Annotated in this window: 19 protein-coding genes; 17 read left to right on the forward strand and 2 right to left on the reverse strand. The window is 72.1% G+C overall.

Annotated elements, in window-relative coordinates; genetic code table 11:
- Window positions 1–25: 25 nt before the first annotated feature.
- The gene (locus AB0O91_RS02395; RefSeq protein ID WP_363427237.1) at window positions 26–1672 is read right to left on the reverse strand and encodes a hypothetical protein; all 1647 of its coding nucleotides are present in this window, start codon (window positions 1670–1672) and stop codon (window positions 26–28) included.
- 200 nt (window positions 1673–1872) lie between these two features.
- Between AB0O91_RS02395 and AB0O91_RS02400 the strand changes: the two genes are divergently transcribed.
- On the forward strand, window positions 1873–2316 hold the full coding sequence (locus AB0O91_RS02400; protein WP_363427396.1) for a DUF393 domain-containing protein: 444 nt from the start codon (window positions 1873–1875) through the stop codon (window positions 2314–2316).
- Here the strand turns inward: AB0O91_RS02400 and AB0O91_RS02405 are convergent.
- Window positions 2304–4352 carry an elongation factor G-like protein EF-G2 gene (locus AB0O91_RS02405; protein WP_363427238.1) on the reverse strand — a complete coding sequence of 683 codons (2049 nt, stop codon included), beginning with the start codon at window positions 4350–4352 and terminating at the stop codon, window positions 2304–2306. The genes AB0O91_RS02400 and AB0O91_RS02405 overlap by 13 nt on opposite strands.
- Before the next feature lie 244 nt (window positions 4353–4596).
- Between AB0O91_RS02405 and pgsA the strand changes: the two genes are divergently transcribed.
- From pgsA to AB0O91_RS02485, 16 genes are all read left to right on the forward strand, one after another.
- On the forward strand, window positions 4597–5244 hold the full coding sequence (gene pgsA / locus AB0O91_RS02410) for a phosphatidylinositol phosphate synthase (protein WP_363427239.1): 648 nt from the start codon (window positions 4597–4599) through the stop codon (window positions 5242–5244).
- Window positions 5245–5260: 16 nt separating this feature from the next.
- The gene (locus tag AB0O91_RS02415; protein WP_363427240.1) at window positions 5261–6223 is read left to right on the forward strand and encodes a phosphatidylinositol mannoside acyltransferase; all 963 of its coding nucleotides are present in this window, start codon (window positions 5261–5263) and stop codon (window positions 6221–6223) included.
- A gap of 50 nt (window positions 6224–6273) precedes the next feature.
- On the forward strand, window positions 6274–7449 hold the full coding sequence (locus tag AB0O91_RS02420; RefSeq protein ID WP_363427241.1) for a glycosyltransferase family 4 protein: 1176 nt from the start codon (window positions 6274–6276) through the stop codon (window positions 7447–7449).
- Between the two features lie 88 nt (window positions 7450–7537).
- A complete protein-coding gene (locus tag AB0O91_RS02425; protein WP_363427242.1) occupies window positions 7538–7906 on the forward strand; it encodes an isomerase in 369 nt (122 codons plus the stop codon).
- Between the two features lie 88 nt (window positions 7907–7994).
- Window positions 7995–8495, forward strand: coding sequence for a hypothetical protein (locus AB0O91_RS02430; protein ID WP_363427397.1), 501 nt, complete (start codon window positions 7995–7997; stop codon window positions 8493–8495).
- A 129-nt stretch (window positions 8496–8624) separates the two neighbouring features.
- On the forward strand, window positions 8625–9536 hold the full coding sequence (gene pdxS, locus AB0O91_RS02435) for a pyridoxal 5'-phosphate synthase lyase subunit PdxS (RefSeq protein WP_363427243.1): 912 nt from the start codon (window positions 8625–8627) through the stop codon (window positions 9534–9536).
- Between the two features lie 98 nt (window positions 9537–9634).
- Window positions 9635–10252: a pyridoxal 5'-phosphate synthase glutaminase subunit PdxT gene (gene pdxT / locus AB0O91_RS02440; protein WP_363427244.1), complete on the forward strand. Its 618-nt coding sequence runs from the start codon at window positions 9635–9637 to the stop codon at window positions 10250–10252.
- A gap of 91 nt (window positions 10253–10343) precedes the next feature.
- Window positions 10344–11102, forward strand: a complete 759-nt coding sequence (locus AB0O91_RS02445; RefSeq protein ID WP_363427245.1) for a YebC/PmpR family DNA-binding transcriptional regulator — start codon at window positions 10344–10346, stop codon at window positions 11100–11102.
- Window positions 11103–11253: 151 nt separating this feature from the next.
- Window positions 11254–11817, forward strand: coding sequence for a crossover junction endodeoxyribonuclease RuvC (gene ruvC, locus AB0O91_RS02450; protein ID WP_363427398.1), 564 nt, complete (start codon window positions 11254–11256; stop codon window positions 11815–11817).
- Between the two features lie 14 nt (window positions 11818–11831).
- Window positions 11832–12443, forward strand: coding sequence for a Holliday junction branch migration protein RuvA (gene ruvA, locus AB0O91_RS02455; RefSeq protein WP_363427246.1), 612 nt, complete (start codon window positions 11832–11834; stop codon window positions 12441–12443).
- A 91-nt stretch (window positions 12444–12534) separates the two neighbouring features.
- A complete protein-coding gene (gene ruvB, locus AB0O91_RS02460) occupies window positions 12535–13605 on the forward strand; it encodes a Holliday junction branch migration DNA helicase RuvB (protein WP_363427247.1) in 1071 nt (356 codons plus the stop codon).
- 272 nt (window positions 13606–13877) lie between these two features.
- On the forward strand, window positions 13878–14297 hold the full coding sequence (gene yajC, locus AB0O91_RS02465; RefSeq protein WP_363427248.1) for a preprotein translocase subunit YajC: 420 nt from the start codon (window positions 13878–13880) through the stop codon (window positions 14295–14297).
- Window positions 14298–14534: 237 nt separating this feature from the next.
- Window positions 14535–16277, forward strand: a complete 1743-nt coding sequence (gene secD, locus AB0O91_RS02470) for a protein translocase subunit SecD (protein WP_363427399.1) — start codon at window positions 14535–14537, stop codon at window positions 16275–16277.
- Between the two features lie 4 nt (window positions 16278–16281).
- The gene (gene secF / locus AB0O91_RS02475; protein ID WP_363427249.1) at window positions 16282–17382 is read left to right on the forward strand and encodes a protein translocase subunit SecF; all 1101 of its coding nucleotides are present in this window, start codon (window positions 16282–16284) and stop codon (window positions 17380–17382) included.
- 27 nt (window positions 17383–17409) lie between these two features.
- Complete coding sequence (locus tag AB0O91_RS02480; protein WP_363427250.1) at window positions 17410–17961, forward strand: adenine phosphoribosyltransferase; 552 nt, start codon at window positions 17410–17412, stop codon at window positions 17959–17961.
- Between the two features lie 177 nt (window positions 17962–18138).
- On the forward strand, window positions 18139–20574 hold the full coding sequence (locus AB0O91_RS02485) for a bifunctional (p)ppGpp synthetase/guanosine-3',5'-bis(diphosphate) 3'-pyrophosphohydrolase (RefSeq protein ID WP_363427251.1): 2436 nt from the start codon (window positions 18139–18141) through the stop codon (window positions 20572–20574).
- Window positions 20575–20602 lie beyond the last annotated feature (28 nt).

The following is a 20602-nucleotide window of genomic DNA, read 5'->3' on the forward strand; positions in this document are numbered from 1 at the left end:
GGCCCCGCTTCGTACCGGACCGGGCCTAGCCGGCGTTGAACTCGTCGACCTTGTACGGACGCGGGCTCTGGGCCTCGGCCTTGATGATCGAGGTGCGGGTCTTGAAGAACCGGTCCGCGTCCAGGTCGTGCTCCTGGAGGAACTCCAGGGTGGCGGTGTGCACCGCGTTGAGCACCGGGACGGAGGCGTTGAGCGCGTTGTCGACCATGGAGCGGTTGTTCCAGGCGGTGCCGACCCAGGAGTGCCGCAGCCCGAACGGCTCGGGCAGGCCGAGCCCGCCGCCCAGCCAGCCGAGCAGGCCCGGCGTCCGGTGGAACGGGGCGCGGACGGCCTGGCGGACCACCTCGTCGTTGTCGATCAGGGGGAGCTTGACGGTGCGCTCCTCCCAGAACTTCACCGACTTGGGGACGGACTTCTCCTTGTCCTTGGGCTTGTCGAAGAAGACGCCCTTGACCGGCCCGAGCGCGTAGCCGGCCACCGCGATGCTCAGCACGTTGGCCAGCAGGGTCACCGTGACGGTGAAGGTGATGATCAACTTGCCGTCGTGGGTGATGAACTGGGTGGCCAGGTAGTGCCGGGGGCCGCCGGGGAAGGTCTGCTTGTCGGCGAGGCTCTGCACGGCGAAGTCGCGCATCCGCTCGCCGTCCATGTCCGCGCCGCCGGGGCGGCTGATCTCGTCGGCGCCCTCGCTGACGTCGAAGACCGCCCACTGCTTGATGGCGACGTTGGGGATGCCGCTGTTGGCGACGTGGCTGACCCCGAGCCCCTTGAGGTGGGCGGAGATCCGGCGGACCAGGTCCCAGGGGTGGAAGGCGCGGAAGTCGGCGTGGCCCTCAGCGGGGTGCAGGGTGTCGGCCAGGCGCCATTCGCCCCAGCGGCGGCCGGCCCCGAGGATGCCCTTCGGGCCGGCGTAGTGGTGGATGTTGGTCTCCTGCTCGGCGTCGAGCCGGCCGAGCTTGTCGCGCAGGTCGTTGGCCTTCTTGTCCAGGTCGTCCCGGGGGACGGCCTTGGCGACGGTGGCGGCGACGGCGCTGCCCTCGACCAGGTCCTGCCAGCGGGAGCGGAGGTCGTTCGCGGAGCGTTCGACGATCCGGCGGGCGAGGTACCAGCCGAGCACCGGGGCGAGCATGGTGATCCGCAGGTAGATGCCGAGGACGCCCGCCGCCGGGGGGACCAGCGCCAGGTACCCGGCCAGGACGGCGACCGCGATGAGGGTGAGGGCGCCGTAGGTGTCCGCGCCGCGGGAGTTGTCCCGCTTGAGCCAGGCCCGGAGCTGGAAGGCGCCGAGCCAGATCAGGGTGCCGGGGAGGAAGAGCAGGCCGGTGACGACGGTGATGCCGCTGAGCTGCCGGTCGCGGGCGTGCCGCAGTTCCTCGGCGGCCAGGCAGTGTTCGACGACCTGGCGGGTGTCGACGCCGAAGGACGGGACGAGGGGTTTGCGGCCGCCGCCCAGGGAACGGGAGATCAGCGCCTTGCTGAAGGCCTCGCCGAGGTTGGGGCGGAAGAGCGCGAAGCGGCCCTTCTTCTCCTTGGCGTCGGCGACGTCCGTGACGAACTTGCCGATCTCGCCGTCGCGGTAGGCGGTCGAGGAGAGCGCCTGGGTGACGGCGGTCTGCGGGCCGGCGTCGGTCCGGGGTATCTGCGCACCCGGGGTCATGTCGAGTGTGGCCACGGTGGCGTCTGCTCCTCCCCTTGTCAGCGGCAGGTTACCGTGCCGTGGCACCCCTGCGCGGATGATCGTCTGAAGTACCGTCACGAACCGTCACGTTCCGGCCGCACCGGAGCTCGACAGCCATGATGCCCAGCTTCGGGCGGGTCGATACCCGCCCGAACCGATGCCGTAGGGGTGGAGCAGGATGGGTGGTGAAGCCGATGAAGGGGGTCGTCATGAAGGATCCGGTGCTGGTCTTCGACGGGGACTGCGCGTTCTGCTCGTCCTGCGTGCGCTGGGGGGAGCGGTACCTGCGGCAGACCCTGGCCTCGGGCGGCTGGGAGGCGGTGCCGTTCCAGTTCGCGGAGCTGCCGGAGCTGGACGCGCTGGCGGGCGGCCGGGGTGAGGTGTCGGCGGAGCGGGCCGGGCGCGAGGTGCTCTGGGTGACGCCGGCGGGCCGGGTGTACGGCGGTGCCCAGGCGGTGGCGCGGCTGCTGATGCGCACGGGCGGACCGTGGGCGTACCTCGGCGCGGTGTTGACGTCGGCGCCGGTGCGTCCGGTGGCGGCTGCGGTCTACCGCTGGGTGTCCCGGAACCGGCACCGGATGCCGGGCGGTACGGCGGCCTGCGCGCTGCCGGGGCGCAAGCCGGTTCAGTCGGCGTAGCGGTCGGCCACGGCGGCGGGCATGGGTTCGTGGCGCAGGTAGGCGCGGGAGAACTCGGCGGTGCCGTGGGTGAGGGCGCGCAGGTCGAGCGGGTAGCGGACGAGTTCGAGTTCGGGGACCTCGGCGCGCAGCAGGGTGAGGCCCTGGCCGCCGGTCTCGGTGCCGAGGACGCGGCCGCGGCGGGCGGAGAGGTCGCCGAGCACGGCGCCGAGGTACTCGTCGGGGAGCAGGACGCCGACCGCGGCGACGGGTTCGAGCAGCCGGATCACGGCGTGTTCGGCGGCGTCGCGCAGGGCGAGGGCGGCGGCGTTCTGGAAGGCGGCGTCGGAGGAGTCGACGGAGTGGGCCTTGCCGTCGGTGAGGGTGACCCGGACGTCGACGAGCGGGTGTCCGGTGGCGACGCCCTTGGCGAGCTGGGCGCGGACGCCCTTCTCGACGGAGGGGATGAAGTGCTTGGGGACGGCGCCGCCGACGACGTGTTCCTGGAACTCGAAGCCGGCGCCGGCCGGGAGGGGTTCGACCTCCAGGTCGCAGATGGCGTACTGGCCGTGGCCGCCGGACTGCTTGACCAGCCGGCCGTGGCCGGCGGCGGCGGTGCCGAAGGTCTCGCGCAGGGCCACCCGGGGTTCGACGGTGTCGACGTGGACGCCGTGCCGGGTGCGCAGCCGGTCGAGGACGACCTCGGCGTGGGCCTCGCCGGTGCACCAGAGGACGAGCTGGTGGGTGTCGGGGTTCTGTTCGAGCCGTAGTGCCGGGTCCTCGGCGGTGAGCCGGGTGAGGGCCTGGGAGAGCTTGTCGTCGTCGGCCTTGCTGTGGGCCTCGACGGCGATCGGCAGCAGCGGGTCGGGGAGGGTCCAGCCGTCGAGCTCGACGGGGTGGCCGGGGTCGTGGAGGGTGTCGCCGGCCCGGGCGGTGGTGAGTTTGGCGGCGCAGACGAGGTCGCCGGCGACGGCGTGCGGGACGGGCCGCTGGAGCTTGCCGAACGGGCTGGTGAGCCCGGTGACGCGTTCGTCGCCGTTCTGTTCGGCGGTGTGGGCGGGGCCGACGAGGTGGACCCTGCTGTCGGGGCGCAGGGTGCCGGCGTACAGGCGCAGCAGGCTGATCCGGCCGACGTAGGCGTCGCCGGTGACGCGGACGACCTGGGCGGCGAGCGGGGCGTCGGGGTCGCAGGCGGGGCCGGGGCGGGTGCGTTCGGTGGGGTCCGGGAAGGTGTGGGCGATCAGGTCGAGGAGTTCGGTGGCGCCGAGGCCGTTGTCGCTGGTGGGGACGGCGGGGTGGAGGGTGCAGGCGAGGACTTCGCGGCGCAGGCCGGCTTCGAGGGCGTCGGTGTCGAGGGGGTCGCCGGAGAGGTAGCGCTCCATGAGGGTGTCGTCCTGGCCGGAGATGGCCTCGACGAGGCTGTCGTGGGCGGGGCCGGTGTCGGGGAGCGGGGTGCTCTCGCCGTAGGTGTCGCCGGTGAGGAGGTCGACGCTGCCGTCGGGGCGGCCGTCGTGGAGGACGGGCAGGAAGAGCGGGCGCAGGCTGTCCGGTCCCAGGTCGAAGGCGTCGTGGCAGGCGGTGAGGATGTCGTCGAAGCCGGTGCGGGCGAGGTCGAGTTTGGCGACGGCGACGGCGCGGGGGATGCCTTCGGCGGCGCACTGGCGCCAGAGGGCGCGGGTGGGGGCGGTGACCGGGTCGGTGGCGGAGACGACGAAGACGGCGGCGTCGGCGGCGTGCAGGGCGGCGCGCAGGTCGGCGGCGAAGTCGGGGTGGCCGGGCGGGTCGATCAGGTTGATCTTGACGCCCTTCCATTCGAGCGGGAGCAGCGAGAGCTGGACGGAGCGCTGCTGCTGGTGCTCGATCTCCTCGTGGTCGGAGACGGTGGTGCCGTCGGTGACCCGGCCGGCCCGGCCGGTGGCGCCGGCGGCGAGGGCGAGGGATTCGGCGAGGGTGGTCTTGCCCACACCGCTGGAGCCGACGAGGACGACGTTGCGCAGATCCTGCGGGCCGGTGACGGCGGGTGCCTGGCCGGCTCGTGCGGTGCTGCGGTCGGGCATCGGGGTCTCCTCCCGTGGCGCCGAGGCTGTCCTTGGCAGTCTAGGGTCGGGCTCGGCGCGGCGCGCCTCGGTGACCGCACGGGTGCGGGCGGTGGGCCGGTGTGCCGTCCGGCGGTGCGTGCGTCGGCGGGTGTCCCGGGCGTGGCTACGATGGATGCGCCGGGCGGGCTCATTCGTCCGGCCGTCTGCTGCGCGTACCGCGCCCCAGGCGGGTACCACGGAGATCGGAGCGGCTGGGAAGGCCATGCTCAACAAATACGCGCGTGCCTTCTTCACACGTGTTCTGACCCCGTTCGCCGCGTTCCTGATCCGGCTGGGCGTGAGCCCGGACGCCGTGACGCTGATCGGTACGGCCGGTTCGGTGGCCGGTGCGCTGGTGTTCTTCCCGCGCGGGGAGTTCTTCTGGGGCACCATCACGATCACGCTGTTCATCTTCTCGGACCTGGTGGACGGGAACATGGCCCGTCAGCTGGGCCGGACCAGCAAGTGGGGGGCCTTCCTGGACTCCACGCTGGACCGGGTCGCGGATGCGGCGATCTTCGGCGGTCTGGCGATGTGGTACGCGGGCAAGGGCGACGACAACCTGCTGTGCGCGGTGGCGATCTTCTGCCTGGCCAGTGGCCTGGTGGTGTCGTACACCAAGGCGCGGGCGGAGAGCCAGGGCCTGCCGTGCGACGTGTCGGGGCTGGTGGAGCGGGCCGAGCGGCTGGTGATCAGCCTGGTGGCGGCCGGGGTCGCGGGTCTGCACACGTTCGGGGTGCCGTACGTGGAGTGGCTGCTGCCGGTGGCGCTGTGGCTGGTGGCGGTGGGCAGCCTGGTGACGGTGGTCCAGCGGATGGTGACCGTGCGCCGGGAGGCCTTCGAGGCCGACCGAGCGGCGGCCGGGAGTTGACGGGGGGCGTCCTGCGGTGACGGACCGACTGGTGTACTGGGCGTACGCGCTGGGGTGGGCGGTGCTGAAGCACCTGCCGGAGCCGGTGGTGCGGTGGCTCTTCGACCGGCTGGCGGACTACGCGTGGCGCCGCCGGGGGCCGCGGGTGCGGCAGTTGGAGGCGAACCTGCGGCGGGTCCGGCCGGGGCTGCACGAGGCGGCGCTGCGGCGGTTGTCGCGGGCCGGGATGCGCTCGTACCTGCGGTACTGGATGGAGTCCTTCCGGCTGCCGGTGTGGAGCCGGGCCAGGGTTGCCCGGGACGTGCAGGTGGCGGGTGTGGAGCACCTGAAGGAGGCCCTGGAGTCCGGGCGGGGTGCGCTGGTGGCGCTGCCCCACATGGGCAACTGGGACCTCGCGGGCACCTGGATCGCCCAGCAGGGCCACCCGTTCACCACGGTCGCGGAGCGGCTGAAGCCGGAGCGGTTGTTCGAGCGGTTCGTGGCCTTCCGGGAGGGTCAGGGCATGGAGGTCCTGGCGCTGACCGGCGGCGGGGTGAACGTGATCGGCACGCTGGCGCGGCGTCTGCGCGAGGGGAAGCTGGTCTGCCTGGTGGGGGACCGGGACCTCTCGGAGGCCGGCATCGAGGTGTCGTTCTTCGGCGAGCCGACCCGGATGCCGGCCGGGCCGGCTGCGCTGTGCCAGCGCACCGGGGCGGCGCTGCTGCCGGTCACGCTCTGGTACGACGGCCCGGTGCTGCGCGGCATCATCCACCCCGAGGTGCCGGTGCCCGAGGAGGGCGACCGCAAGGCGCGGACCCGGGCGATGACCCAGGCGATGGCGGACGTGTGGGAGCGCGGGATCGCCGAGCACCCGCAGGACTGGCACATGCTGCAGAAGTTCTGGCCGGCCGACCTGCCGCCCCGTGAGACGGTGGAGGACGGGCCCGCCGTGGTGCGCGCCGCCTCGGCGGCGGAACCCGCCGGGACCTCCGGGGCCTGATCCCCGGCCGGTCACGCCCGTACGACTGCCCGAAGGAGCTTGAGGAACCCGTGAAGATCGGCATCGTCTGCCCGTACGACTGGGACGTCCCCGGTGGGGTGCAGTTCCACATCCGGGACCTCGCGGAGCACCTGATCGGCCTGGGGCACCAGGTGTCGGTGCTGGCGCCCGCCGAGGACGACGAGGCGCTGCCGCCGTACGTGGTCTCGGCCGGGCGGGCGGTCGCGGTGCCGTACAACGGGTCGGTGGCGCGGCTGAGCTTCGGCTTCCTGTCCGCGGCCCGGGTGCGGCGGTGGCTGCGCGAGGGGCGGTTCGACATCCTGCACGTGCACGAGCCGGCCTCGCCGAGCCTGTCGATGCTGGCGGCCTGGTCGGCGGACGGGCCGATGGTGGGCACCTTCCACACCTCGAACCCGCGGTCCCGGGCGATGATCGCGGCCTCGCCGATCCTCCAGCCGGGCCTGGAGAAGATGCGGGCCCGGATCGCGGTGTCGGAGTACGCCCGGCGGACCCTGGTGGAGCACCTGGGCGGGGACGCGGTGGTGATCCCGAACGGGGTGGACGTCGGCTTCTTCGCGGAGGCGGAGCCGGACGAGCGCTGGACCGGCGGGGCGGCGGCCGGGCAGCCGGGCACGATCGGCTTCATCGGCCGGATCAACGAGCCGCGCAAGGGCCTGCCGACGCTGCTGGCGGCGCTGCCGCGGATCCTGGCGGAGCGGCCGGGGGTGCGGCTGCTGGTCGCGGGCAAGGGCGACGAGGAGGAGGCCGTGGCCGGCCTGGCGCCCGAGGTCCGGGAGCGGGTGGAGTTCCTCGGCATGGTCTCGGACCGGGAGAAGGCCCGGCTGCTGCGCAGCGTGGACCTGTACGTGGCGCCGAACACCGGCGGCGAGAGCTTCGGGATCATCCTGGTCGAGGCGATGTCGGCGGGTGCCCCGGTGCTGGCCAGCGACCTGGACGCGTTCAAGCAGGTGCTGGACGGCGGGGACGCGGGCGAGCTGTTCCCGGTGGAGGACGCGGAGGCGCTGGCCCGGGCGGCGGTGCGGCTGCTGGGGGATCCGGCGCGGCTGGAGGAGCTGCGCAAGGCGGCCTCGCGGCACGTGCGGCGGTTCGACTGGTCGACGGTCGGGGCGGACATCCTGGCGGTGTACGAGACGGTGACGGCCGGGGCGGCGGCGGTGGTCGGGGAGGACGAGCGCCACGCCCCGAGCCGCCGGACGCGGCGCTGACCGGAGCGACGGGCGGGTGGCGACGGGCCCGTGGGGCCTGCGGGGTTAGGGTCGGGCCGACCCAACCACTGTGACCCATGGGGGAACGATGCCGCAGATTTCCGTGGACTACTCGTCGAGCCTGGCCGGGACCTTCGACCGCCGGGCGCTGGGCCTGGCGATCAACCGGCTGGCGGAGGAGACGATCGACGCCAAGCCGGGGTCCTGCCGGACGGTGTTCCGGCAGAGCGAGGAGCTGGTGGTCGGCAGCACGGGGCCGGCCGGCGACGCCCAGGTGTACGTCGAGTTCCAGGTGTTCCCGGGCCGGACGCCGGAGGCGAAGGCGGCGCTGGGGGAGGGCGTGGTGGCGCTGCTGGCCCGGCACGTCAGACCGTTGCCGGGGGCCCGGCTGTTCACCGCGGTGAACATCGCGGACATCGACCGGGGGAGCTACCGCAACGGGACCGTCCAGGGCTGACGGCTGCGGGTCGGGCCGGTGACACCCGGTAACGTAGCGGCCCGTGACTACCTGGATCTGGGCCGGCGTGGCCGTGGTGCTGTTCGGCATGTACCTGAGTTGGACGGCCGGCCGTCTGGACCGGCTGCACGCCCGGATCGACGCCGCGCGGGCGGCGCTGGACGCGCAGCTGGTCCGTCGGGCCTCGGTGGCGGTGGAGCTGGCGACGTCCTCGGTGCTGGACCCGGCGGCCTCGCTGCTGCTGCTGGACGCGGCGCACGCGGCCCGGCAGGCGGAGGACGAGCAGCGCGAGGTGGCGGAGAGCCAGCTGAGCCTGGCGCTGCGGGCGGTGTTCGAGGAGCCGGAGCAGGTGGCGGCGCTGGCGGCCGAGCCGGGCGGTGAGGACGCGGTTCGTGATCTGACGGCCGCGGTGCGCCGGGTGCCGATGGCGCGCCGGTTCCACAACGACGCGGTGCGGGCGGCGCGGGCGGTGCGGGAGCACCGCCTGGTGCGGTACTTCCGGCTGGCGGGGAAGGCGCCGTTCCCGTTGGCCTTCGAGATGGATGACGCTCCGCCGCCCGCCCTCACGCCCGAAGGGGCGCCTGCTTAGGCTGTCCCCCGGATACGGCCCGTTTGTCGCATCCCGTCGTCCGGGGTGGACTTGGTGGCGCATGGTTGGGTCACCCGTTCCGCCTACCATAGGGCGATAGCACTGGTTCATCTTCGAGTGAGGTCTCACGTGTCCACCACCCCCACCACCGCAGACCAGCCGCAGATCGGTACCGCCCGGGTCAAGCGCGGCATGGCCGAGCAGCTCAAGGGCGGTGTGATCATGGACGTGGTCAACGCCGAGCAGGCGAAGATCGCCGAGGACGCCGGCGCGGTGGCCGTCATGGCGCTGGAGCGGGTTCCGGCCGACATCCGCAAGGACGGCGGCGTGGCCCGGATGTCCGACCCGAACATGATCGAGGAGATCATCGCCGCGGTCTCCATCCCGGTGATGGCCAAGTCCCGGATCGGGCACTTCGTCGAGGCCCAGGTCCTCCAGTCGCTCGGTGTCGACTACATCGACGAGTCCGAGGTGCTGACCCCGGCCGACGAGGTCAACCACTCCGACAAGTTCGCCTTCACCACCCCCTTCGTCTGCGGCGCCACCAACCTGGGCGAGGCCCTGCGCCGGATCGCCGAGGGTGCGGCCATGATCCGCTCGAAGGGCGAGGCCGGCACCGGCAACGTCGTCGAGGCGGTCCGCCACCTGCGCCAGATCAAGAACGAGATCGGCCACCTGCGGGCGCTGGACCACAACGAGCTGTACGCCGCCGCCAAGGAGCTGCGCGCCCCGTACGAGCTGGTCAAGGAGGTCGCCGAGCTCGGCAAGCTGCCGGTCGTGCTGTTCTCCGCCGGTGGCGTGGCCACCCCGGCCGACGCCGCGCTGATGCGCCAGCTGGGCGCCGAGGGCGTCTTCGTCGGCTCCGGCATCTTCAAGTCGGGCGACCCGGCCAAGCGTGCCGCCGCCATCGTGAAGGCCACCACCTTCTTCGACGACCCCAAGATCATCGCGGACGCCTCCCGCAACCTGGGCGAGGCCATGGTCGGCATCAACTGCGACACCCTGCCGGAGACCGAGCGCTACGCCAACCGCGGCTGGTAGTCGCTCCCGCTGTCCGTGCCGGCCCGCCGCAGCGCCTCGGTGTGCGGCGGGCCGCGCCGCGTCCTTCCGTAGTAGACGATCGATTGAGGTTGAAGACCGTGAGCACTCCAGTCATCGGCGTCCTCGCCCTGCAGGGCGACGTCCGCGAGCACCTGGTGGCGCTGGCCGAGGCCGACGCGCTCGCCCGTCCGGTGCGCCGCGCGGAGGAACTGGCCGAGGTCGACGCGTTGGTGATCCCCGGCGGGGAGTCCACCACCATGTCCAAGCTGGCCCTGCTGTTCGGCGTGATGGACCCGGTGCGCGAGCGGGTCGCCGCCGGCATGCCGGTGTACGGCACCTGCGCGGGCATGATCATGCTGGCCGACAAGATCCTCGACGGCCGGGAGGACCAGGAGAGCGTCGGCGGCATCGACATGACGGTGCGCCGCAACGCCTTCGGCCGGCAGAACGAGTCCTTCGAGTCCGGGCTCGCCTTCAAGGGCCTGGACGACGCGCCGGTGCACGGCGTCTTCATCCGCGCCCCCTGGGTCGAGGCGGTCGGCGCGGGCGTCGAGGTGCTGGCCGAACTCCCCGGCGCGGACGGCCCGGAGAGCCGGATCGTGGCGGTGCGGCAGGGCAACCTGCTGGCCACCTCGTTCCACCCGGAGCTCACCGGCGACCACCGGGTGCACGCCTACTTCGTGCGGATGGTCGAGGAGCACCTCGCCACCCGGTAGGGGCGCCGGTGGCCGTGTGTGCCTCACCCGTGACGACACCGGTAAGATCTCATCTGTTTCATTTCCCTTTGGCGACGTAAAGGAGCTGGCGATGTCCGGCCACTCTAAGTGGGCTACCACCAAGCACAAGAAGGCCGTGATCGACGCCAAGCGCGGCAAGCTCTTCGCCAAGATGATCAAGAACATCGAGGTGGCGGCGCGCACGGGCGGTCCCGACCCGGCGGGCAACCCGACCCTCTACGACGCCATCCAGAAGGCGAAGAAGAACTCGGTCCCGATCGACAACATCAACCGCGCCGTCAAGCGCGGTGGCGGTCTGGAGGCCGGCGGCGCCGACTACCAGACCATCATGTACGAGGGCTACGGCCCGAACGGTGTCGCCGTCCTGATCGAGTGCCTCACCGACAACCGCAACCGCGCGGCCTCCGACGTGCGCGTCGCGATGACCCGCAACGGCGGCTCGATGGCCGACCCGGGCTCGGTGTCGTACCTGTTCAACCGCAAGGGCGTCGTGATCGTCCCCAAGTCCGACGGCGTGGACGAGGACAAGCTGTTCGAGGTCGTCCTCGACCAGGAGCCCGAGGAGATCAACGACCTCGGCGACACCTTCGAGATCGTCTCCGAGGCCTCCAAGATGGTCGCCGTGCGCACCGCGCTGGTGGACGCCGGCGTCGACTACGACTCGGCCGAGGCCAACTTCCTCCCGAGCATGCAGGTCGAGCTGGACGTCGACGGCGCCCGCAAGATCCTGAAGCTGATCGACGCGCTGGAGGACAGCGACGACGTGCAGAACGTCTTCGCCAACTTCGACATCTCCGACGAGGTCGGCGCGCAGCTCGACGCGGAGTAGGACGCGCCGCTCGACGGCGGGTGACCGTTCGCACTGCCCGGCCCGGTGGTCCCAGGACCGCCGGGCCGGTGTCGTCGGCGGGGTTGTCGGACCCGGACGGTAGCCTTCGCAGGTCGGAGGCGATCGGCGGTGGCGAGGGGTGGGGAGCGACGTGCGGGTGCTGGGTGTGGACCCGGGGCTGACCAGGTGCGGGGTGGGCGTGGTCGAGGGCACGCCGGGCCGTCCGCTGCGGATGGTCGGGGTGGGCGTGGTGCGCACGCCCGCCGAGGCCGAGATCGGGCAGCGGCTGCTGCTGGTCGAGCAGGGCCTGGAGAGCTGGCTGGACGAGCACCGCCCGGACCTGGTCGCGGTGGAGCGGGTCTTCGCCCAGCACAACGTCCGCACCGTGATGGGCACGGCCCAGGCGAGCGCGGTCGCGATGCTCTGCGCCACCCGGCGCGGCATCCCCGTCACGCTGCACACCCCCAGCGAGGTCAAGGCCGCCGTCACCGGCTCCGGTCGGGCGGACAAGGCCCAGGTCACGGCCATGGTGCAGCGGCTGCTGCGGCTGGACGCCCCGCCCAAGCCGGCCGACGCCGCCGACGCGCTGGCGCTGGCCATCTGCCACATCTGGCGCGGCGGCACGACCAACCGGTTGCAGGCCGCGGCCCAGGCGGCCCAGGCCGCCCGGGGCACCTCCCGAGCGGCGCTCCTGCAAGCCCGCTCCCACTCGTAGAAAGGCAGTCGTCGGTGATCGCCTTCGTGCAAGGGCCCGTGGCGGCCATCGCCTCCGGAACCGCGGTGGTCGAGGTCGGCGGGGTCGGCATGGCCGTCCAGTGCACCCCGAACACCCTGGCCGGGCTGCGGCTCGGCGAGCCGACCCGGCTGGCGACCTCGCTGGTGGTCCGGGAGGACTCGCTGACGCTGTTCGGCTTCGCCGACGACGACGAGCGGGCGGTGTTCGAGATCCTCCAGGCCGCGCCGGGCGTCGGCCCCAAGCTCGCCCAGGCGATCCTCGGCGTGCACAGCCCCGACGCGCTGCGCGCCGCGGTGGCCGGCGGGGACGAGAAGGCGCTCGTCGCGGTGCCCGGCATCGGCAAGGCGAAGGCGGCCAAGCTGCTGCTGGAGTACAAGGACAAGCTGGGCGCCCCGCACGGCGCGGTGCCCGCGCAGAAGCCGGTCGCCAGCGGCCCGGCGCCGTGGAGCGAGCAGCTGCACTCCGCGCTGACCGGCCTCGGCTACGCCCCGCGCGAGGCGGACGAGGCGGTCGCCGCCGTCGCCCCGGAGGCGGAGGCGCAGCAGACGACGGACGTGGGCGCGCTGCTGCGGCTCGCCCTGCGCGGTCTCAACCGCGCCCGCTGAGTCCACCTGACGACCTGTCCGCTTGTCGACACCGTCGACGTGATCGGTACCGTCGACACCATCGACACCGGAGATTCTGGAGCCCGCGAGGATGTACGACTCGGAACCCGCCGACCGGCTGGTCACGGCCGCCGCCGACGGCGAGGACCAGGCGGTGGAGGCCGCGCTGCGCCCGAAGCTGCTGGACGAGTTCATCGGTCAGGAGCGGGTGCGGGAGCAGTTGTCGCTGGTGCTGCAGGCGGCCCGCAAGCGCGGCAGCGCGCCCGACCACGTGCTGCTGAGCGGTCCGCCCGGGCTGGGCAAGACCACCCTGTCCATGATCATCGCCGCCGAGCTGGGCGCCCCGATCCGGATCACCTCCGGCCCGGCCATCCAGCACGCGGGTGACCTCGCGGCGATCCTCTCCTCGCTCACCGAGGGGGAGGTGCTCTTCCTCGACGAGATCCACCGGATGTCCCGGCCGGCCGAGGAGATGCTCTACATGGCGATGGAGGACTTCCGGGTCGACGTGATCGTCGGCAAGGGCCCGGGCGCCACCGCCATTCCGCTGGAGCTGCCGCCCTTCACCCTGGTCGGCGCCACCACCCGGGCCGGGCTGCTGCCGCCGCCGCTGCGGGACCGCTTCGGCTTCACCGGGCACATGGAGTTCTACGCCCCGGCCGAGCTCCAGCGGGTGGTGCACCGCTCGGCGGCGCTGCTGGACGTGGAGATGGACCCGGCGGGCGCGGCCGAGATCGCCGGCCGCTCGCGGGGCACCCCGCGCATCGCCAACCGGCTGCTGCGCCGGGTCCGCGACTACGCGCAGGTCCGGCACGACGGGGTGGTCACCGCCGACATCGCCGCCCAGGCGCTGGCCGTCTACGAGGTGGACGCCCGTGGTCTGGACCGGCTGGACCGTGCGGTGCTGAACGCGCTGCTGCGGCTGTTCGGCGGCGGACCGGTCGGTTTGTCGACACTCGCGGTCGCGGTGGGGGAGGAGGCCGAGACGGTCGAGGAGGTGGCCGAGCCCTTCCTGGTCCGCGAGGGCCTGCTCGCCCGCACCCCGCGCGGCCGGATCGCCACCGCCGCCGCCTGGCAGCACCTCGGTCTGACCCCGCCGGTCCAGACCACCCGTGGCGCCGTGCCACCCCAGCCGGAGCTGTTCCCGACGGACGGAAGTTGACCGGCCTGGACCGAACGGGTGAGAGAACGGGTGAAGGGCCGCCGTCGGTTCCCGACCTGGCCCGGCGCCCCGCCCAGGGGGGCCACCGGGGGAGAAGTCCCGGGAAACTGTGCAGGCGGAGGGTCGCCACTTTCGGCGGCAGGATGCGATGCTTGGCGTTGTCCGATCAGTTCGGGGTCGCCTAGACTCCGCCGGACCGCCCCTCTCACCCGACGGGCCGACCCATACCACACAGGCCGCCGGCCGGCGGCCCGTAAAGGACCCTGGCTGCAGTGAACCTCATCATCCTTCTCCTCCCGATCATCGCGATCGTGCTCATGTTCCGGTCGCAGAAGAAGCGCCAGCAGCAGACGCAGCAGATGCAGAACGCGCTGGAGCCCGGGGCCGGAGTGCGCACCATCGGCGGTCTGTACGCCCAGGTGAAGGCGATCCACGACGAGACCGTCGAGCTGGAGATCGCGCCCGGTGTGTTCACCCACTTCACCAAGAGCGCCATCGCGGCCGTCCTGGACCCCCAGGAGTACGACGCGATCATCAACGGTCGTCCCGCCGACGACGAGCTGTCCGAGCCGGAGGCCGAGGACACCGACGCCGCGCCGGTCGAGGACAAGCCGCTGACGCTCACCAAGGACAGCGCCGACAAGGGCGATGCCAAGGGCGAGGTCGAGGGCGGGGCTCCCGCGAGCAAGTAGTACGGCCGGGCAACCCGCCCGTCCGCGCGGCGCACTGCCGCGAGCCCACAGGACCTCAGGGCCGCAGAACCACCATGCCCCCGTTCCGCCACGCGCCGGACGGGGGTTCGGTCGGGGAGGTGGCATGGACAGGGAGAAACGAGCAAGGTGGCAACACCCAAGTCGCGCCCGCGCGACGGCTACCCAGGGCGGGCGCTGGCCCTCATCCTGGTCGTCACCGTCGGACTGGTCGCCCTCATGTTCGGGACGGGCAACACCAAGCCCCGGCTCGGTATCGACCTCGCCGGCGGCACCAGCATCACGCTGACCGCGAAGTCGAAGGACCCCAAGGCGATCAACAAGTCCAGCATGGACATCGCCGTCGGGATCATCGAGCGCCGGGTCAACGGAATGGGTGTCTCCGAGGCGGAGGTCCAGACCCAGGGCTCGGACACGATCATCGTGAACATCCCCAAGGGCGGCGACCGGCAGAACGCGGCGGACCAGGTCGGTACCACCGCCAAGCTGTTCTTCCGTCCGGTCCTGGCCGTGGCGCCCAGCGGCGTGGCCGTGCCCCAGCCCACCGGCTCCCCGTCCGCGGGCGCCTCGGGCTCCCCGAGCGCCGCCCCCTCGGGCTCCCCGTCGGCGGGCTCCACCGCCTCGGCCGGCGCGAGCCCCTCCGCGAGCCACGCGCCCGGCGCGAGCGGCAGCCCGAGCGCCACCAAGCAGGGCCGTGCCGTCGGTGAGGCCCTGGCCGCCGACGCCAGCCCGAGCGCCGCCGCCACCGGCGTGAACGCCACGCCGTCCGCCGGCGCCACCCCCAGCGCCCCGGCCACCCCGCCGAGCGCCGCCGACCTGAGCGCCGCGATGACCCAGGGCGCCGTCCCGCCGGACCTCCAGAAGGCCTTCGCCGACCTGGACTGCACCAAGCCCGAGGTGCGCGCGGCCCAGACCGGCACCGACGACAAGCCCATGGTCGCCTGCTCCCAGAAGCCCGGGCAGGGCGGCTACTACGAGAAGCTCGTGCTCGGCCCCGTCGCGGTGAAGGGCTCGGACGTCTCCAAGGCCCAGCCCAGCCTCGACACCCAGACCGGTGCCGGCTGGCAGGTCCAGCTCCAGTTCAACGGCGCCGGCACCGACGCCTTCACCAAGGTCACCACCCAGCTGGCCACCCAGACCTCGCCGAACAACCAGTTCGCGATCGTGCTGGACAACCAGGTCGTCTCGCACCCGCAGGTCACCAACGCGATCCCCGGCGGCAGCGCGGTCATCACCGGCCAGTTCACCCAGCCCGAGGCGCAGGACCTGTCCAACGTGCTGAGCTACGGCGCCCTGCCGCTGGAGTTCCAGAAGGGCGACATCACCACCGTCTCCCCGGCGCTGGGCAGCGACCAGCTGAAGGCCGGCCTGATCGCCGGTCTGATCGGCATGATCCTGGTTGTCGCCTACTCGCTGATCTACTACCGCGGCCTGGGCCTGGTCTCGATCGCCGGTCTGCTCGTCTCGGCGGCCCTGACCTACTCGATCATGAGCCTGCTCGGCGGCGGGATCGGCTTCGCGCTGAACCTGCCGGCGGTCTGCGGTGCGATCGTCGCGATCGGTATCACCGCCGACTCGTTCATCGTGTACTTCGAGCGCATCCGCGACGAGGTCCGCGAGGGTGCCCTGCTGCGTCCGGCCGTCCAGCGCGCCTGGCCGCGCGCCCGGCGCACCATCCTGGTCTCGGACTTCGTGTCCTTCCTCTGTGCCGCCGTGCTGTACATCGTCTCGGTCGGCAAGGTCCAGGGCTTCGCGTTCACCCTGGGTCTGACCACCGCGCTCGACGTCGTGGTGATCTTCTTCTTCACCAAGCCGATGATCACCCTGCTGGCCCGGCGCAAGTTCTTCTCCGAGGGCCACCCGTGGTCCGGTCTGGACCCGAAGCGGCTCGGCGCCCGCCCGCCGCTGCGCAGCACCCGTCGTCGCAACTCCTCCTCCTCTGCCGCCGTGAAGGAGGCCTGACACCGTGTCGCGCTTCTCCAATCTGGGTCACCGGCTCTACCAGGGCGAGGTCAGCTTCGACTTCGTCGGCCGCCGCAAGCTCTGGTACTCGATCTCCGGTGTGATCGTGCTGGTCGCGGCGATCGGCATGGCCATGGGCCTGCACCTGGGCATCGAGTTCAAGGGCGGCTCGGTCTACACCGTGACCAAGCCGGGGCTGACGGTCTCCCAGGCCCAGGACACCGCCGACGGGATCGTCTCCTCGCACCCGCTGGTGCAGTCGACGGACAACAACAAGATCCGCATCCAGGTCAGCACCGACGAGACGAAGAGCTCGGACGACATCCGTTCCGAGCTCGCGAAGAAGCTCGACGTGCCGCTGGACACCGTCGAGGCCCAGGTGATCGGCCCCAGCTGGGGCAAGCAGATCTCCAACAAGGCGCTCACCGGTCTGGTCGTCTTCATGGTCCTGGTGACGGTCTACCTGGCCATCGCCTTCGAGTGGCGGATGGCGCTGGCCGCCCTGGTCGCCCTGATCCACGACCTCCTGATCACCATCGGTGTCTACGCCCTGGTGGGCTTCGAGGTCACTCCCGGTACGGTGATCGGCTTCCTCACCATCCTCGGGTACTCGCTCTACGACACGGTCGTCGTCTTCGACACCGTGAAGGAGAACGCCAAGGGGATCACCAAGCAGAACAAGCTCACCTACAGCGAGGCGGCCAACGCGGGCCTCAACCAGACCCTGGTGCGTTCGCTCAACACCACCGTGGTGGCGCTGCTGCCGGTCGCCGCGCTGCTGTTCATCGGTGGCGGCCTCCTGGGCGCCGGCACCCTGAACGACATCTCGCTGGCGCTGTTCATCGGCCTCGCGGCCGGTGCCTACTCCTCGATCTGCGTCGCCACCCCGCTGCTGGCGCAGCTCAAGGAGGAGCAGCCGGAGATGAAGGCGCTGCGCAAGCGCGTCCTGCAGCACCGGGCCTCGGTGGCCGCCAAGGCGGAGGCCGAGGGCGCGGTGGCGACGGACGAGGGCGCGGACGAGGACCAGCCTGCGGGTATGGTCGGTCAGCGCGGCCGGTCGGCCGGCACCCCGCGTGCCAAGGGCCGTCCGTCCACCAAGCGCTGAACCGCACCCGACCTGAGGACTGACACCGTGACCACCGCCGACACCGCACTGGCCGAGCTGCTGAACAGCCGGATCCGGGACGTCCCGGACTACCCGAAGCCGGGTGTGCTGTTCAAGGACATCGCGCCGCTGCTCGCCGACGCCGAGGCCTTCGGCGCCCTCACCCGGGCGCTGGCGGACCGGGCGAAGGAGCTCGGGGCGACCAAGGTGGTGGGCCTGGAGGCGCGCGGCTTCGTGCTGGCGGCCCCGGCGGCCTTCGCGGCCGGGCTCGGCTTCGTGCCGATCCGCAAGCAGGGCAAGCTGCCCGGCGAGGTGTTCCGGCGCTCGTACGAGCTGGAGTACGGCTCGGCGACGCTGGAGGTGCAGTGCGACGCCTTCGCGCCGGGTGAGCGGGTGCTGGTGGTGGACGACGTGCTGGCCACCGGTGGCACCATCGGTGCCTCGCTGGACCTGGTGAAGGAGGCCGGCGCCGAGCTGGTGGGCGTCGTGGTGCTGATGGAGCTGGGCTTCCTGGACGGCCGCGAGCGGCTGGCCGGGCACCTGGGCGACGCCCCGCTGGAGACGCTGGTCACGGTCTGAGGGACGGGACTCCAGGACGGCGGTCGGATCATCCGACCGCCGTCCTTCCGTTTCCGGGCCCGGCCGGATGAACACCGGGCCGCCCGGCTCGGTACCATGAAGATTCATCCCCTCCCGGTTGCGTCCGGACCGCACGGACCTCGGCAGGGGTCGGCCCCGGTGCCCCGAGGAGTGTCCTTGCCCGACGAGGTTGTGCCCACGGCCGCAGCGGCCGCCCCCGAAGACCGCCCCACGCCCTCGGGGGCCACCCCGGCACGCCCGACGCCGACCTCCTCGCGCCAGCTCGCCCCGCTCGGCCGCGGCTCCGGCACCGGCGGCGGCATGCGCGCCCGGCTGGCCCGCCTCGGCGGCCAGCGCTCCAGCGTGCTCAACCCCGTCCTGGAGCCGCTGTTCCGCTCGATCCGGGCGAACGACCCCAAGGCCGACCCGGCGCTGCTGCGCGACATCGAGCGCGCCTACGCCGTCGCGGAGAAGTGGCACCGCGGGCAGAAGCGCAAGAGCGGCGACCCGTACATCACCCACCCGCTGGCCGTCGCGACCATCCTGGCCGAGCTCGGGATGGACGCCCCGACCCTGATGGCCGGGCTGCTCCACGACACCGTCGAGGACACCGACTACGGCCTGGAGACCCTGCGCAAGGACTTCGGCGACTCGGTGGCCCTGCTGGTGGACGGCGTCACCAAGCTGGACCGGGTCAAGTTCGGCGAGGCCGCGCAGGCCGAGACCGTCCGCAAGATGGTCGTGGCGATGGCCAAGGACCCGCGGGTCCTGGTGATCAAGCTCGCCGACCGCCTGCACAACATGCGCACGATGCGCTACCTCAAGCGGGAGAAGCAGGAGAAGAAGGCCCGCGAGACGCTGGAGATCTACGCCCCGCTGGCGCACCGGCTGGGCATGAACACCATCAAGTGGGAGCTGGAGGACCTCGCCTTCGCGATCCTCTACCCCAAGATGTACGACGAGATCGTCCGGCTGGTCGCCGAGCGCGCCCCCAAGCGGGACGAGTACCTGGCGACCGTCATCGACCAGGTCCAGGCGGACCTGCGCGGCGCCCGGATCACCGCCTCCGTCACCGGCCGGCCGAAGCACTACTACTCGGTCTACCAGAAGATGATCGTCCGGGGCCGGGACTTCGCCGAGATCTACGACCTGGTGGGCATCCGGGTCCTGGTCGACACCGTCCGCGACTGCTACGCGGCGCTGGGCACCATCCACGCGCGGTGGAACCCGGTGCCGGGGCGGTTCAAGGACTACATCGCGATGCCCAAGTTCAACATGTACCAGTCGCTGCACACCACGGTGATCGGTCCCGGCGGCAAGCCGGTCGAACTCCAGATCCGCACCTTCGACATGCACCGGCGGGCCGAGTACGGCATCGCCGCGCACTGGAAGTACAAGCAGCGCGCGGTCGCCGGGGCCTCCAAGGTCCGCACCGACACCCCGACCCAGACCCGCAAGGACGACAAGGCCGGCGCCGTCAACGAGATGGCCTGGCTGCGGCAGCTGCTGGACTGGCAGAAGGAGACCGCCGACCCGGGCGAGTTCCTGGAGTCGCTCCGCTTCGACCTGGCCAGCAACGAGGTCTTCGTCTTCACCCCCAAGGGCGACGTGATAGCCCTGCCGGCCGGCGCCACCCCGGTCGACTTCGCCTTCGCGGTGCACACCGAGGTCGGCTACCGGACGATAGGGGCCCGGGTCAACGGCCGCCTGGTGCCGCTGGAGTCGACCCTGGAGAACGGCGACACCGTCGAGGTGTTCACCTCCAAGGCGGAGAACGCCGGTCCGTCCCGGGACTGGCTGGGCTTCGTCAAGTCCCCGCGCGCCCGCAACAAGATCCGCGCCTGGTTCTCCAAGGAGCGCCGCGAGGAGGCGATCGAGCACGGCAAGGAGGCGATCGTCCGGGCGATGCGCAAGCAGGGCCTGCCGATCCAGCGGATCCTGACCGGCGACTCGCTGGTCACCCTGGCCCACGAGATGCGCTACCCCGACATCTCCTCGCTCTACGCCGCGATCGGCGAGGGGCACGTCGCCGCGCAGAACATCGTCCAGAAGCTGGTCCAGGCGCTCGGCGGCGAGGAGGGTGCCACCGAGGACCTCGCCGAGACGGCCACCCCGACCCACGACACCCGCCGGGCCGTGCGCCGCCGGGCCAAGGGCGACCCGGGCGTGATCGTCAAGGGTGTCGAGGACGTCTGGGTCAAGCTGTCCCGCTGCTGCACCCCGGTGCCGGGCGACCCGATCGTCGGCTTCGTCACCCGCGGCAACGGCGTCTCGGTGCACCGCGCCGACTGCGTCAACGTCGAGTCGCTCAGCCAGCAGCCCGAGCGGATGATCGACGTCGAGTGGGCGGCCACCCAGTCCTCGGTCTTCCTGGTGGCCATCCAGGTCGAGGCGCTGGACCGCTCCCGGCTGCTCTCGGACGTCACCCGGGTGCTCTCCGACCAGCACGTCAACATCCTGTCGGCGGCGGTCCAGACCTCCCGGGACCGGGTGGCGATGAGCCGCTTCACCTTCGAGATGGGCGACCCCAAGCACCTGGGCCACGTGCTCAAGGCGGTGCGCGGCGTCGAGGGCGTGTACGACGTCTACCGGGTCACCTCGGCCCGCAAGTGACGCCGACGGCATGACGAAGGCCCCCGGG

This window comes from Kitasatospora sp. NPDC089797 (assembly GCF_040684795.1).
In the GTDB taxonomy this organism is placed as follows: Bacteria; Actinomycetota; Actinomycetes; order Streptomycetales; family Streptomycetaceae; genus Kitasatospora.

Excerpts from the sequence above, each read along its gene's own strand:
- AB0O91_RS02400 (WP_363427396.1), top strand. The coding sequence starts at position 1,873 with ATGAAGGGGGTCGTCATGAAGGATCCGGTGCTGGTCTTCGACGGGGAC.
- AB0O91_RS02430 (WP_363427397.1), top strand. The coding sequence starts at position 7,995 with ATGTACCTGAGTTGGACGGCCGGCCGTCTGGACCGGCTGCACGCCCGG.
- AB0O91_RS02445 (WP_363427245.1), top strand. The coding sequence starts at position 10,344 with ATGTCCGGCCACTCTAAGTGGGCTACCACCAAGCACAAGAAGGCCGTG.
- AB0O91_RS02425 (WP_363427242.1), top strand. The coding sequence starts at position 7,538 with ATGCCGCAGATTTCCGTGGACTACTCGTCGAGCCTGGCCGGGACCTTC.
- ruvB (WP_363427247.1), top strand. The coding sequence starts at position 12,535 with ATGTACGACTCGGAACCCGCCGACCGGCTGGTCACGGCCGCCGCCGAC.
- pgsA (WP_363427239.1), top strand. The coding sequence starts at position 4,597 with ATGCTCAACAAATACGCGCGTGCCTTCTTCACACGTGTTCTGACCCCG.
- AB0O91_RS02405 (WP_363427238.1), bottom strand. The coding sequence starts at position 4,352 with ATGCCCGACCGCAGCACCGCACGAGCCGGCCAGGCACCCGCCGTCACC.
- secD (WP_363427399.1), top strand. The coding sequence starts at position 14,535 with ATGTTCGGGACGGGCAACACCAAGCCCCGGCTCGGTATCGACCTCGCC.